The organism is Undibacterium sp. Ji42W, from assembly GCF_049340405.1.
In the GTDB taxonomy this organism is placed as follows: domain Bacteria; phylum Pseudomonadota; class Gammaproteobacteria; order Burkholderiales; family Burkholderiaceae_D; genus Undibacterium.
Window position 1 is genome coordinate 21,358 of the sequence record NZ_JBMPOV010000016.1, and the last position, 13,398, is coordinate 34,755.

Annotated in this window: 10 protein-coding genes; 2 read left to right on the forward strand and 8 right to left on the reverse strand. The window is 50.0% G+C overall.

Annotation, left to right across the window (positions count from 1 at the left end; genetic code table 11):
* Nucleotides 1-92 precede the first annotated feature (92 nt).
* The 7 genes from ACO0LG_RS26540 to ACO0LG_RS26570 form a co-directional block, all read right to left on the reverse strand.
* Nucleotides 93-881: a hypothetical protein gene (locus ACO0LG_RS26540; RefSeq protein ID WP_423031117.1), complete on the reverse strand. Its 789-nt coding sequence runs from the start codon at nucleotides 879-881 to the stop codon at nucleotides 93-95.
* 130 nt (nucleotides 882-1,011) lie between these two features.
* A complete protein-coding gene (locus tag ACO0LG_RS26545) occupies nucleotides 1,012-1,521 on the reverse strand; it encodes a DUF2867 domain-containing protein (RefSeq protein ID WP_423031119.1) in 510 nt (169 codons plus the stop codon).
* Entirely contained in the window at nucleotides 1,518-1,907 is a 390-nt protein-coding gene (locus ACO0LG_RS26550) for a DUF6463 family protein (protein ID WP_423031121.1), read from the reverse strand. The genes ACO0LG_RS26545 and ACO0LG_RS26550 overlap by 4 nt, the downstream gene beginning before the upstream one ends.
* On the reverse strand, nucleotides 1,891-3,243 hold the full coding sequence (locus tag ACO0LG_RS26555) for an ABC1 kinase family protein (protein WP_423031123.1): 1,353 nt from the start codon (nucleotides 3,241-3,243) through the stop codon (nucleotides 1,891-1,893). The genes ACO0LG_RS26550 and ACO0LG_RS26555 overlap by 17 nt, the downstream gene beginning before the upstream one ends.
* Nucleotides 3,240-3,971 (reverse strand): TetR family transcriptional regulator, encoded by a 732-nt coding sequence (locus ACO0LG_RS26560; protein WP_423031125.1) that lies wholly within the window; start codon nucleotides 3,969-3,971, stop codon nucleotides 3,240-3,242. The genes ACO0LG_RS26555 and ACO0LG_RS26560 overlap by 4 nt, the downstream gene beginning before the upstream one ends.
* Nucleotides 3,972-4,392: 421 nt before the next feature.
* Entirely contained in the window at nucleotides 4,393-6,651 is a 2,259-nt protein-coding gene (locus ACO0LG_RS26565; RefSeq protein WP_423031127.1) for a helicase C-terminal domain-containing protein, read from the reverse strand.
* A complete protein-coding gene (locus ACO0LG_RS26570; RefSeq protein ID WP_423031129.1) occupies nucleotides 6,648-8,327 on the reverse strand; it encodes a VRR-NUC domain-containing protein in 1,680 nt (559 codons plus the stop codon). Before ACO0LG_RS26570 ends, ACO0LG_RS26565 begins: the two co-directional genes overlap by 4 nt.
* A gap of 219 nt (nucleotides 8,328-8,546) precedes the next feature.
* Here ACO0LG_RS26570 and ACO0LG_RS26575 point away from each other — a divergent pair, with 219 nt between their 5' ends.
* Together ACO0LG_RS26575 and ACO0LG_RS26580 are read left to right on the forward strand one after the other, a co-directional pair.
* Nucleotides 8,547-8,912 carry a hypothetical protein gene (locus tag ACO0LG_RS26575; RefSeq protein WP_423031131.1) on the forward strand — a complete coding sequence of 122 codons (366 nt, stop codon included), beginning with the start codon at nucleotides 8,547-8,549 and terminating at the stop codon, nucleotides 8,910-8,912.
* Nucleotides 8,913-8,972: 60 nt separating this feature from the next.
* Nucleotides 8,973-9,911 (forward strand): DUF5655 domain-containing protein, encoded by a 939-nt coding sequence (locus ACO0LG_RS26580; RefSeq protein WP_423031133.1) that lies wholly within the window; start codon nucleotides 8,973-8,975, stop codon nucleotides 9,909-9,911.
* A 162-nt stretch (nucleotides 9,912-10,073) separates the two neighbouring features.
* Here the strand turns inward: ACO0LG_RS26580 and ACO0LG_RS26585 are convergent, their stop codons facing one another.
* The gene (locus ACO0LG_RS26585) at nucleotides 10,074-13,391 is read right to left on the reverse strand and encodes a type I restriction endonuclease subunit R (RefSeq protein WP_423031135.1); all 3,318 of its coding nucleotides are present in this window, start codon (nucleotides 13,389-13,391) and stop codon (nucleotides 10,074-10,076) included.
* Between the last annotated feature and the right edge of the window lie 7 nt (nucleotides 13,392-13,398).

A 13,398-nucleotide genomic window follows, 5' to 3' on the forward strand; every position in this document is an offset into this window, starting at 1 on the left:
CTAGATAAAAATGCCAGTGTACTCTGTTGGCAGAAGGCTGGTGAGATGGGCTTTGTATCGATTTGCTACAGAAGCAGGTAGCTGCCAATTTTTTAACTGCCGCAACCCCCGCCACAGCCACCACCGCAACTGCTACCGCAACTTGATCCGCCGCCATCGCAGCCGCCGGAATCGCTGCTGCCACAGCTACTTCCCCCGCCACCGCAGGACGAGCCGCTATTGGCCGCCTGAGCCTGTTTCTTGATCATTTCTTCGTAAGCCAGGGTAGAAATCAAACCTGCGGCCAGCAACTGGGCAGCGCCAAAGCTTTCCGGGTAGGTGGATTCGCCGGTCCCAACACCCCGTGCACTCATATGTTGAAAGCCTATCCGGGCATATGTACCAAAGTAGGAATAACCCTGCGGCATGTGCAATTTTCGGTCAAGGGCAAACAACCGGGGTACGGATGGGCTGCCTGGCACGCTGCCTTCTGCCTGCTGTGCAGTGATCAGGCAATTGGCCAGTGCAGCATCCATTTCGCTGGCCATTTGTTCTGCTTCCACATGTGGTACCGTGCGTTGGTAGTGTTTGAGGCAGAAGTGATCCAGATTGATGGATGACCAGCTATTCCATGCATGCCAGACAGAATCTGCCGCCTTTGAGGGCAGGGCATAGGCCTGTTTGCTACGGCTGACATAATCGAAGAACATCATCAGTCCCTCAGCGGCGCGGGCAAAAAAAACGGCATCACTAGGGATGCCGGGGAATTCATCTTTTGCTGTTGCCTGCCAATGCAAGAATACTGCATTCGGTATGTCAACTAACTGACGCCTGTAGTCGGAAAATTCGGTGATATTTCTCGCCCGCATCATTTGGTATTTTTGTTTCAATTTACTTAGCATCGTCTTTAATCTCCTTTTCTCTTTTGTTTTAGTGATTTCATCTTAGAGGGAATTTATGACAAATGCATGACAAAAATGATGAGGGAAAATACGTATATGGTTTATCTCCTGCTTAATGGAAAATTCTGCTTTATGCTCTGGCGAGAATTGCAGGCGCAATGACTTTATGCGCTGGCCCGACGAAAAACATATACGCTCTCCCCAGATTATTGTGTACATGCACCACGGTGCTGAGAGCGATAAAAGGCTGGCCATCCCTGGTTTGCTTGGAGACCGATACCTTGACATCCAGATGCTTGTCAGAATCGCAGAGTATGACTTCTTCATCTGACTTGTACACCAGAGTAAATATCCCGGCCTTGTCACCGACCTGATAGGCTTCTGCAGGTTTGCTCTTGCTCAATGCCTTCATCCCACCTACGTTTTTTAAACCAAATAAAACCACCACTCGATTACGTATTCCCATCATGGCATTGACCCAGTCTGGTGTTTTGGCAACGGTATCCATATAGATTTGCATGGCGCTTAGGTCTGCATGATCGAAGCGCGTTTGAAAACAATCATAAAAATAGGCACCCGGTACATCCTCGGCGATGTTGCTATTGGCTGGGACTGCGGTTTCTGTGGTCTTGTTCTTCATGCTGCTTGTCCTGGGTTAGAAGGTATGTTCATCAAAGCGATTGCCGCAGGCATGGCCAGCCAAAAGCCGGACAAGGGCATCAGTATTACTGCCAGTATGCAGCAGAGCAGTAAGCCCAGACCCATCATGCCGGCTTCAGTAAAGCCCGATTTGCGCTCCAGGCTATTGATGCACATACCCAATAGTAAAAGCGGGGCGCCAAACAGCAGGAACCATGTTGCAGCGGATCGTAATGGATCGCGATTGACGGTATTAAATACTCCTCGCTCCAGCATGCCCATAAAAACAGGACCAAAGAATAAAAAGGCCGCTATCGTGTGCAAGGCTGCAACGCCGATCAGATAACGGCCTATCCAGATTTTCCGGGTTTTAGTTTGTGCTGACATGCGCTGCTCCTTGTCGGGTCCAGGCTATTTGTGTATTGACGACGGCACCCATTTTCCTGAGCATATTCATCAACCCCAGGTAGGCACGGTCAAAATAAGGTACGTCTTCATGCCAGCCCGCCAGGATGCCCGACAGCAGCCTGCTATGTTCGGCATTGATGGTTTTGGGATAGGGCGATTTATTGCTGAAGTCAAACCGCTTACTTTGAAATGCTTCCATCTTCCACGCATGCAGGTCAGCAAGTGCGGTTACGACACTATGATCAAATTCATCTTGTGTGACCGTATCTGAAAACAGACCCAGATCTATATACGCCAGCCGCAGGACACGATTACGTTCAGCAACATCGGTCATCAGCAAGGCACGCCAGCTGCGCGCCATGGCATCACAAAAATTGTACGAAATTTTATTCGTGCAACCAAAATCCAGTATTGCCAGGCGGCCCTCAGACATGAATAAAAAATTGCCAGGATGCGGATCTGCATGTATGCGGCCCAGCTCGCAAACACTGAACCAGAACCAGTCAAACAGCAGTTGCCCGTAGTGATTGCGCTGTGCCTGATCAGGCGCTGTCGCCAGCCATGCATCCAGGTGCAGGCCGTCGAGTCTTTCCATCGTTAGTACTCGCTTGCTCGACATCTCGTCCAGGCATTTGGGAATGACAATACCGGGCAAGTTCACATGCTCATGAAACCAACTGAGTTGCATTGCCTCATGCTCATAATCAAGCTCTTCCCCCATCTTGATTTCAAGCTCACTCATGAAGCGGTCTATGACCTCTTTACGCGGTAAGATAGTGCTGCCCATTGCCATAGTCTGAAAGATGCCGCGCAGCATACGCAAATCGCTGCCTATGGCAGATGCAATGCCGGGGTACTGTACCTTCACCGCCAGTTGCCTGCCATCGGCCAGTTGCGCATGATGCACCTGGCCCAGGCTGGCTGCGGCAAAGGCATGGGCATCAAATTGCGCATACAGATGTTCTGGTGCCTTGCCGAATTCTCGTTGAAAGACTTTATGGATCAGTGCACGGTTCAAGGGTGTCACCTGGTGGCAGCCTTTCGCTAGTTCACGGCGTATGCCTTCCGGCAAAAAATCCGCTTCCATACTCAGCAATTGCGATACCTTGAGTGCACTACCTTTTAGCTGGTTGAGCGCCCTGAACAGTATCCGACCAAGCTCAGCCTCATGCCGTTCTTGCGCAGCTTGCTTGTCATCATCGCTACGCAGCATTTGCCTTGCCTTGTGCCCCAGCTTGCTGGCACCTGCATGCGCCAATGCCAGACCAGTAATCGCAGTTCTGCCCAGCTTGCTGGCAGGCGGTGCCTTGTTCATCGCGCATCCCCCAAGCCATTGCGCATCAGCTTGACCATCTCCAGCAAACCAGAACCATTTTGCATGATGCGCGACAACTGGTTGCGCAGCATGAAGCTGGCCAGCTCGGATACCTTATTGACGATACCACTCTTCAAAGCCATCACCAGTATCGCCAGCGTCATGTCGACCAGTTGGGTTGTATTCGAAAATTCTTCAGAATCATCCTTGAGCCAGTAAGCGATGACAGCAAACAGATAATCTCCAAACAAACCACCTATCAGGTTCTTGAAATCGCAAGGGGAGATATCACCACGCTGTTCTGCTTCATCCAGCAAGCTGATAATTTCCTGTTTCAGGGTTTGCTGGCCTGGCATATTGTCGCGCATCATCAGTAGCGGAGATTTGCCAAAGATATCGCGCGTAATCTCGACAAATTCACGATCACCCAGCAAGAGTTCCAGCAAGGCATCTACCAGCCTTTGCAGCTTTTCTTGCAGGGTAAATTCGTCCCAACCCGGTGTTTCCTGCACCACTTCCAGCGTGATTTCTATGCACAGTTCGTAGTAAGCCAGCAGGATTTTTTCCTTGCTGGGGAAGTACTTGTAAATCGTCGCATCCCCTATACCCGCCTCACGGGCGATCTGCTTCATGGTGGCGGCGTCATAGCCTTTTTCTGTAATCAGATCAACGGCAGTGCGTATCAACGTGCGCCGAGTTTGCTCTTGCTGGGACTTGGAAGTTTTCATAATCGACACGAACTTCTATAAAAATGGTGATTGAGTTCCATTAATATATACTTTGTTTCGTTAAATAACAAGATTTACTTGTTTAATGGCGTGTTTGTGTTGATTGGGCGAGTTGGAGTATAGGTTGTGTTACGGTTTACCAGCCCAACTCTGGGCGTTTCAATAATGCATTCATTATTAAAAACCAAATATCGAACTCAGGTCGTTTACCCAGGTAGACGCCTGAGTGATTTAATGGCGTTTGTCGATAAACAGATGAATTATTTGGAAGCGTGCAACAAAGTGCGTAGGTTGGGCTACGCTTCATCAGCCCAACACTGTGCCTTTGCAAACGTATACGTTTTTTAAACGCAGAGTGTTGGGCCGGGCCTCGCTAGGCTGATACCCCGTAGCCCAACCTACGGGCAAAGAAGCATTTGCTTCAATTAACCACCCACCACCCAGGCAACAAAGCCCGCACATCCACCCGCCCAAACCGGTCATCAATCAAGTACACCACACCCTGATCATCCGTCTGCCGTATCACCCGCCCGGCAGCTTGCACCACCTTTTGCAAACCAGGGTAAAGATAAGCATAGTCATAACCCGACCCAAAAATCTTATCCATGCGCAGCTTGATCTGCTCATTGATGGGGTTCAGTTGTGGCAGACCTAAGGTAGCAATGAACGCACCGATCAGACGCGTACCCGGCAAATCTATACCTTCGCCAAACGACCCGCCCAGCACTGCAAAAGCAATCCCCTGGCTATCTTCAGTAAATTGCGCCAAAAACGCTTCACGATCCGCTTCATGCATACGCCGGGTTTGCAAACGCACAGGAATATCAGGGTGCGCTTTGACGAAGCTGCTGCTGACCTGCTCAAGATAATCAAAGCTGCTAAAGAACGCGAGATAATTGCCAGGCTGCGCGTGATACTGCCGCGCCATCAAGTCAACGATAGGTGCAACAGAACGCACACGATCGGCATAGCGGGTAGAGATGCTATCCACCACATGCACCTGCAATTGTTCAGCAGAGAAAGGTGATTCCACATCCACCCAGGCCGTGCCATCTGGCAGGCCAAGCGTATCGCAATAATAATTCCACGGGCTGAGCGTGGCAGAGAATAGGGTAGTCGTACGGCTAGCAGCAAAACGCGGCGTCAAAAAAGCAGCGGGCACGATATTGCGTATGCATAGCGTCGATGTGCCATGCGTTTTGCTGACATCGAATATCGAATGATCAGCAAAACTTTCTGCCAGGCGATTGAACAACAAGGCATCCAGATAAAACTGCTGCAAATCCGGTGCGAGTTGACTGGGATTGTCCGCAAAGTAAAGACCAATTTCTGTGCATAGTCGCGTCAACGCTGACAGGAGTTTTTCTGGTATCTCGGCATGGGGTTGGTAATCAGTTTCCTGTTCTTTTTCGAGTTGCCGCCAGGCGCGGTACAAACTGTCCAGAGTTTTCTTGAGCGCTGGCGGCGGTGCCTTGCGCAAGCGTTTCAGGCTATCGCGCTGCAACTCAGCGCTATACATCTGCCGCGCCCGCGTCACCAGATTGTGTGCCTCATCCACCAGCACAGCGACACGCCAGTTGTTAACTATCGTTAAGCCATGCAGCAATGCATAGAGATCAAAATAATAGTTATAGTCGCCTATGATGACATCCGCCCAGCGTGCCATTTCTATGCCCAGATAATAAGGGCAAACCTGATGTGCGAGGGCGACGCAACGCAAGCTTTCTTTGTCCAGCAATTGCTGTTCGGCAGCGGCGGTACGCGCAGCAGGCAGGCGGTCATAAAAACCTTTTGCGAGCGGGCAAGCATCGCCATGACAGGCTGCTTGGGGGTATTCGCAGGCCTTGGTCTTGGCGACCAGTTCCAGCGTGCGCAAGCACAGGTTTGGTGTGCTGTTCTGGATATTGCCCAGCGCATGCAAAGCCAGTTGTCGCCCCGATGATTTTGCGGTCAGATAAAAAATCTTGTCCAGCTTGTGCTCTGCCGCCGCCTTTAACAAGGGGAACAAACTGCCTATGGTTTTGCCTATGCCAGTCGGCGCTTGCGCCAGCAGACAACAGCCGCGCTTGCTGGCTTTGTACATCGCTTCGGCCAGTTGCCTTTGCCCTGGCCGAAAATTCTCATGTGGAAAGACCATCGTACCCAAAGCCAGATCCCGTGCAATGCGGTGCGCCACTTCCTGCTCTGCCCACGCGATAAAGCGGCCACACAGCAAAGCAAAAAAATCTGCCAATTCAGCCGCACTCAGCTCTTGCTGCAACACCGTCTCTTTCTGGCTTTGTATATTGAAATACACCAGTGCGACGCTGATCTGTTGTAAGCCTAGTTTCTGACATAGCAAATGCCCATACACCTTAGCCTGCGCCCAATGCAAATGACGGTGATTATCTGGCATGGCATGCAAGTCGCCCAGATAAGTCTTTATCTCTTCTATCTGCTGCAAATCAGGGTCATAACCATCAGCACGGCCACGCACATGCAAGCTGCCATGCTGGCCGTCCAGCTTCACTTCACGCTGGTAACTACTGTTTCTACGCAAGGCCACCGTTGCATGCCCGGCCATGCCCTGCTCGGCAGTGGGCGAGGGCGTAAAGCGCAAATCCAGGTCACCTTGTTTTGCCGTGAACTCGCACAAGGCACGCACGGCCACCGTATAGCTGGCTAGGCTTGTCGTGTTCACTGCCCAACCTCTTGCCACTCCAGGTAACAAACGGCCACTGGCATATCATGCCTAGCACAAAAGTCCAGCCAGCGTTTCTGGTTATCCTGCAATTTGTCTCCAGGCCCTTTGACCTCTATCATCTGGTAGCGCTGCTCTTGCGGCCAAAACTGTATCAGGTCAGGAAAGCCATTACGATTGGCGCGTATATCAAGCAAGATGCGCTCAAAACTATGTTTCAGATGATGTGGTGGTATGCATGCCAGCGCCATGTCTAGCAAATCCTCAGGCAGCGTGCTCCAAAACACAAAGGGCGATTGCAAGCCAGACTTGGCCGCATACGTTTGCCGTATGGTCTGGTGATAAGCACCTGACTCCAGTTGCGCAAAACAGGCAGCAAAATCATCTGCCCGCCGCGTTTGAAAATCCGCACTCAACAAATCCACCGGCTCACGCTGGAAAGGATGAAAAAACGCCCCCGGTATCGCCTTGAAAATCACAGGCCAGCACAACAAACCAAACAGGGAATTGATAAGCGCATTCTCCACATAAAACACCGGCGCATCATCACTATGTAAATGGTCTCGCACCACATACTCGACCACATAATCCTCTTGCGGGAAGGGCAGGCGCAAGGTCAGTTCTGTCGGTGATGTACGAGCCGCTTTGGTAACTTTAGCCAACCCAAGCTTGCGACTGAGGCGCGGTGCAATACGCAACATCTGCTGATGTTCTGCCTCACTCTCAGGCGCTTGCTGTGCCAGCGTCAGCAAATCATAGGCAGCCTGCGTCTGTTCGCTTTTCTCCAGCACACGTATGGCCCGCAAGCGCGCACCAGGGTAAGTGCAGCCCGCATACACTTGCTGCGCCAGCGCCCAGTCCTTTTGCTTTTCAACGTACTCGCCAATCTGATACAACAAGCGGTTACGGCGGCTTGCCAGCCAGGCATTGTCCAATGCATGCAAACCAGTCGCAGCCAGTTGCGCCAGCACCTCAGGCACAGGCTGCTCCGCATGAAAAGCCTCACGACAGGCATGCAAAGCCAGATAAGCATCGATATCCGCCCGCTTGCCAAAGCCACGCGAAGCAGCAGAAAACTCCACCTTCTCATACTGGAAAATACCCAGGTCAGACAACACAAACTCAGACCAGTCCTGATACAGATTGCCAAAAAACAGCAACCGTAAACGGTCACACAAATCCTTGTTCAGCACCTGATAAGCCACATCGTCCAAGGCACTCACAGTACCCTCGGCCCCCGCACACCAGGCAGAAAAAGCCTGGCTACCCGTATGCCGCAAGCTAAACACGCTCAGTTGCTCAGCCTTGGGCAATTTCTTTTCACCAGGCTTCATCGCCAACACCAGCGCCAGCTCAGGCTTTTGCAGCAAATCAAACAAACCAGCAATATCGACCACAGGATCAGCCTGCACCCAGCCCACATCCTCCAGCGCCTGCATGGCAGCCCTCATTTCACCAATCTCGCCATACACCAGCTTGCTGGCCCTGAACACACAACCCTTGCGCATCACCATCCGCACAAATAAAGCTCGCGAAGCTTGCGGCAGGCTACCAAACTGTGCAATAAATTCTTGCTCATCATCAGCCAGCAAATCCGCATAGCGCCCACCCACCCAGTCCAGCACGGCCTGGAAGTTTTCAAGGTAGTAAAAAGGATTATCCAGATTGGCAAGCATGGGGCAGGGAGAGCGTTTAAATAACTGTATATGCATACAGTTTAACGCAATGTGGGATGAAGGGTAAACGAGAACTGTGGCCAATTCCGTCTGTATTGAAGCTGCAACGGTTAAAATACCGCCATTAAGGGAAAGGCAGGGACAGGGATGGATTTCCATCGCAGACCCAGTAGCAATTTAACTACTGCTTCCCCAACCCAAACGCCAAAGAAGACAAAAATGAACAAAGCCGAAGCCATCCAAATCGCCAACGATTCCCTGCAAGCCAACGTCCTCAACGAAGGCAACACCCAATTCTCCCAAGTCGTCCGCTACGGCACCGACGAAGGCTGGTGGCTCAACATCCCCCTGACCAACTTCAGAAAAGAAAACCACTTCCTCATCTGCAGCGAAAAAGCCAAAATCATCCGCCACCTGATGATCAAAGCCAACAACATCCTCAGCCCCGCGACCAAGTTCCGCGTCAAGGACGGCATCGCCGACATCTTCATCTCATCCGCCAACCCCAAACGCCTGACCGACGTACTGCAAGGTGGCAGCAAGTACAGCTTTAACAAGCATTTGGTGGATGAGCATAGGTATTGAGTTATTGGCGCTTCGCTCTGATAATGCGTCAATTGCTACTTTAAAAGACAACAAAATAAAATGAGTGAAATCAGCTTATTCCGCCTGAGCGATGGCAAAGCCAACATGTTGCAAGGCGATGCATCCGGCCTTGAGCGGCCTTTGCAGACCCTGATAGAAAATAATCTGACAAACCTGCTGCGCATACGTTTTCTGGCATCTGAGTACAGTACCGGTAAAACTCACGGCGGGCGCATTGATACGCTCGGCCTGGATGAAAATGCCTGCCCAGTGATTTTGGAGTACAAGCGTTCTGTGTCTGAGAACGTCATCAATCAAGGCTTGTATTATCTTGATTGGTTGATGGATCACCAGGCAGAGTTCCAGCTATTGGTCGCTAGAAAATTGGGTGATGCTGCCGCAGCCAGCATAGACTGGAGCGCCCCACGCCTGGTTTGCATAGCCGCTGACTTTACCAAGTTTGATGCACATGCAGTCCAGCAGATAGATCGCAATATTGAGCTAATACGCTATCGCTTATTTGGTGAAGATTTACTGCTGTTGGAACAAGCCAACGGTGGCAGCAATCCCACACCTAAAACGATCAACAAGTCTGTCAGCGAGGCCAGTCCAGTCAATCGACCTAGGAGTACAGACAAGTCATACGCAGAATGGCTGAATGAATTATCACCACATCTAAGGGAATTATTGACGACAGTTGAGGACTTCATTGCCTCGCTTGGCGATGACGTAGAGCGAAAAGAACTCAAGCTGTATTCCGCATTCAAGCGACTGAAAAATTTTGCCACTGTTGTTTTGCAAAAGAATCGCATCGTGTTGTATTTGCATGTCAACCCAGAGCAGTTTGCTGTCATGCCTGCCAATTGCAGGAACGTAAGCAATAGCGGCCACTGGGGAACTGGTGATTTGGAAGTGTCGGTTTCAAATAGCGATGACTTTGAAAATGCGAAGTCGCTCATATTGCAAGCGTATGAGGGTAGGGTGACTAAACCTTTTTGATTCAGTTCATCAGCGCAATTCTCTCCACGCTGTGGAGAGAATTGGAAACTCCAGATAATCATGTCTAAAATTTCACAGGCTTTGCGGCGAACGACTTCTTCCATATTCGATATAAAGCATTTGCAATAGTTGTTGCAAGTTTGCTTGCTATACCTTAGAAAGTCACGATGCTGGTCGCCTCATCAAATCAAAAACCAATTTTTTAAATCCAGCATAGCGTACTGGATCTGATAATAATTGCATTTTTTGGTTTTCATGCACATCGCTGCTGTCTAAAATAGCGTCGTCTAACGCCTTGGAAAAATCACCCAGCATGGCTTGTTCTGCACTGTTGTTGGCGAATTGCTGCATGACGCTGGAATTCTCCCTGACCTTGTCGCTAACGGTAAAAAAATAATTGACCATGTCCTGATCAGTCAAATGGTCAGTGATGAATAATTCGTTTAGCCTGTAGACTATCTGCGACAAGAATTCAGTTTTCTTGTCCTTGGCCTTGGCGGTGCCTGCGCCTTCACCTGGCATCAGTTTGTATTCTTCCTGATCTTCTTTCAGCATCAAATGCTGCTGGCGGATTTTGGATACGCGATAGTGGCTCAAAGAGATGGTCGATAAATCGATATCATCTTCATCAACGATAGTTTCTCGCAACATGGGGCGCAGGTTGCGGGCGTACAGGCTGAGTTTTTCCAAATCCTTGTCGTCATAATCAACGATCTGCGACATGAATTCATAAAAGCGCACGAAAGTGCCCAGGTCTTTTTTAAAAATCTCCAGTGCGTCCCTGGCTTTCTTGCAGTCTTTAAGACTGTTTTCAGCATTGGCAATCAGTACCGCGTCATTGAATTTCTTTGTGCGTTCAAACATGTCCTTGGCTTGCTTGTAAGCCTCTACTGCATGTTTATAGCGCTTTTGCCAGCGCTCTATTGCTGGCTTACAGATATTGGCAATAGCGGCGTTGCTCTTGCTTTGCACAAAGAAGGCTTTGCAGAACTGCTCAACTTCTGTCCATGTGAAAATATCCGCAGTACGCAATTTATCAAACAGGTCAAAAATCAGATTGGGGTTAGATACGTCTGCCAGTTCTGCGGTCTGAAAGTAAGGCTGGAAGGAGGAAAGGATATCTTCCGGTGCATTAAAAAAATCCAGTACAAAGGTGCCAGTCTCTTTTTTACCGGGGTAAGTGCGGTTCAGGCGCGACAGGGTTTGTACACATTCCACGCCACCCAGTTTTTTATCCACATACATGGCACACAGTTTGGGCTGGTCAAAACCAGTTTGGAACTTGTTGGCGACGATCATGAGTTGATAATCATCCGTATCAAAAGCCTTGCGCATGTCGCGGCCTTTTAAGGCCAGGTTCATATTCGATTCTGTGAATTTTTGATCCAGCAGTGCTTCGATATTCGGGTCTTTGTCGTTAAATTCCACCTCACCAGAAAAAGCCACCATGGCACGTATCTTTTGATAGTCAGGCTCGCTTTCACTTTTCTTGGCAATATACGTATCAAAAGACTTTTTATAGCGCACGGCTTCTTTGCGTGAACTGGTCACGACCATGGCCTTGGCTTGCCCACCCAATAAGCCCATCACGTGAGTCTTAAAATGCTCAACGATGATCATGACTTTTTGGCTGATATTGTGATCATGCAGGCGCACCCACTGGTTGAGCCTGACCGTGGCTTTCTTGCTTTCTACCTGTTGATCAGCATCGTTGATACGCATTGCCAGGTTGTATGCAACCTTGTAATTGGTGTAGTTCTGCAATACATCCAGGATGAAACCTTCTTCTATCGCCTGGCGCATGCTGTACACATGGAAGGCCGCAGGCTTATTGGTTTTTGACGCCTGTTCTTCAGGGCGAGGGCGGCGGCCAAATAATTCCAGCGTCTTGGTTTTAGGCGTCGCGGTAAATGCCAGATAACTCAGGTTCTTGGAAGCGCGGCGCGAGGCAACCGCAGCGTCGATGATATCGTCAGAGGTGATTTCGTCTTCATCACTGGCACTACCATCCACCATCAAGACTTCTTTTAACTTGCGTGCTGTCGAGCCGGTTTGTGAAGAGTGCGCCTCATCAGCAATGACTACATAGTTACGCTCTTTCAGGCTCACACTGTTTTCTATCGCCTGCAAAACAAAAGGGAAGGTCTGTATCGTCACGATAATAATAGGCTGTGAACTTTCCAAAGCCTTGGCCAATTTTTCTGATTTTGAACCATCACCTTCCTGGTTATTGATGCGGCCAACCACGCCATCGGTATGTTCAAACTGGGCAATCGTGTCTTGCAATTGCGCATCCAGCACAGTACGGTCTGTCACCACAATGACAGAGTGAAATTGCTTATTTCCCCGCTCATCGTACAAAGACGATAACTGGTGCGCGACCCAGGCAATGGAATTTGATTTACCCGAGCCCGCACTATGCTGTATCAGGTATTTATGCCCCGGCCCCTCGGTATGTGCTGCGGCCAGTAATTTATTCACCACATCCCACTGGTGATAACGCGGGAAAATCAGGCTTTCTTTTTTATACTTGCGGCCTTCCCAGTCTTCTTTTTCTTCTATCTGCAAATGCACATAGCGGCCCAAAATCTTCAGCAGATTGTCGGGCAATAAGACTTCATTCCACAAATAATCAGTCGCATATTGCGTGACATCTTCAGGAACATCGTTGCCAGCGCCACCGTCATGTGTGCCCTTGTTGAAGGGCAGGAAGAAAGTATCTTCGCCCTCCAGCCGGGTCGTCATATAGACTTCATACTGGCTCACCGCAAAATGCACCAGTGCACCACGCTTGAAGGTGAGTAGAGGTTCAGGTTTTTTTGCGACAGGGTCAATAGGCAGGCGCGTAGTACGATACTGGCGCATGGCATTGTGTACCGCCTGTTTAAATTCTGACTTCAATTCCAAAGTTGCAACCGGGATGCCATTGACAAATAAGACCAGATCAATGCGCCAGGCTTTTGCTTTCACACTGTTTGCCTCATCCGTACCCGTAGCGTCCTCATTCCCGCGCAGGCGGGAATCCAGCGGCGTACCATCCACTTCTTTCACCCAGGGGCTGTAAGTCAACTCAGGCACCACACGCAAACGGTTCTGCTTATAACGCGCCAAAGTATCCGGGTTCAACTTATGTTCAGGCGCAAACTGGCAAAGCGAAAAGCGCGTGCCACGGTCTTTAAGCTCATGCCGCAAGACACCCAGAGTGCCAAAGGTACGCATCTCTTTATTCGCCGCATTCGGGTCAGCCTTGTTGAGCTGCTGCGCCAGCCGATCCAGGAATTTTTGCTCAGGCTGCATTGGATACAAGGCACAAAACTTTTGCCATTGCTCATCTTGCGTGTCTTTGACAAAACCCAACACATCTTCAGGATACAAAGCCAGTTCGCGGTTGTAATGCTCCGCCTTGCCGAGCAGCCAGCCATTGGCTTGCAACTGGCGGATCATGTCGTTTTGGAAGGTCAGTTCGTTGGCTTTGCTCATAAAGAGG

Bases quoted from the DNA above. Each gene is read 5' to 3' on its own strand.
- ACO0LG_RS26575 (WP_423031131.1), top strand. From the start codon at position 8,547: ATGAACAAAGCCGAAGCCATCCAAATCGCCAACGATTCCCTGCAAGCC.
- ACO0LG_RS26545 (WP_423031119.1), bottom strand. From the start codon at position 1,521: ATGAAGAACAAGACCACAGAAACCGCAGTCCCAGCCAATAGCAACATC.
- ACO0LG_RS26580 (WP_423031133.1), top strand. From the start codon at position 8,973: ATGAGTGAAATCAGCTTATTCCGCCTGAGCGATGGCAAAGCCAACATG.
- ACO0LG_RS26555 (WP_423031123.1), bottom strand. From the start codon at position 3,243: ATGAACAAGGCACCGCCTGCCAGCAAGCTGGGCAGAACTGCGATTACT.
- ACO0LG_RS26570 (WP_423031129.1), bottom strand. From the start codon at position 8,327: ATGCTTGCCAATCTGGATAATCCTTTTTACTACCTTGAAAACTTCCAG.
- ACO0LG_RS26585 (WP_423031135.1), bottom strand. From the start codon at position 13,391: ATGAGCAAAGCCAACGAACTGACCTTCCAAAACGACATGATCCGCCAG.
- ACO0LG_RS26540 (WP_423031117.1), bottom strand. From the start codon at position 881: ATGCTAAGTAAATTGAAACAAAAATACCAAATGATGCGGGCGAGAAAT.
- ACO0LG_RS26560 (WP_423031125.1), bottom strand. From the start codon at position 3,971: ATGAAAACTTCCAAGTCCCAGCAAGAGCAAACTCGGCGCACGTTGATA.
- ACO0LG_RS26550 (WP_423031121.1), bottom strand. From the start codon at position 1,907: ATGTCAGCACAAACTAAAACCCGGAAAATCTGGATAGGCCGTTATCTG.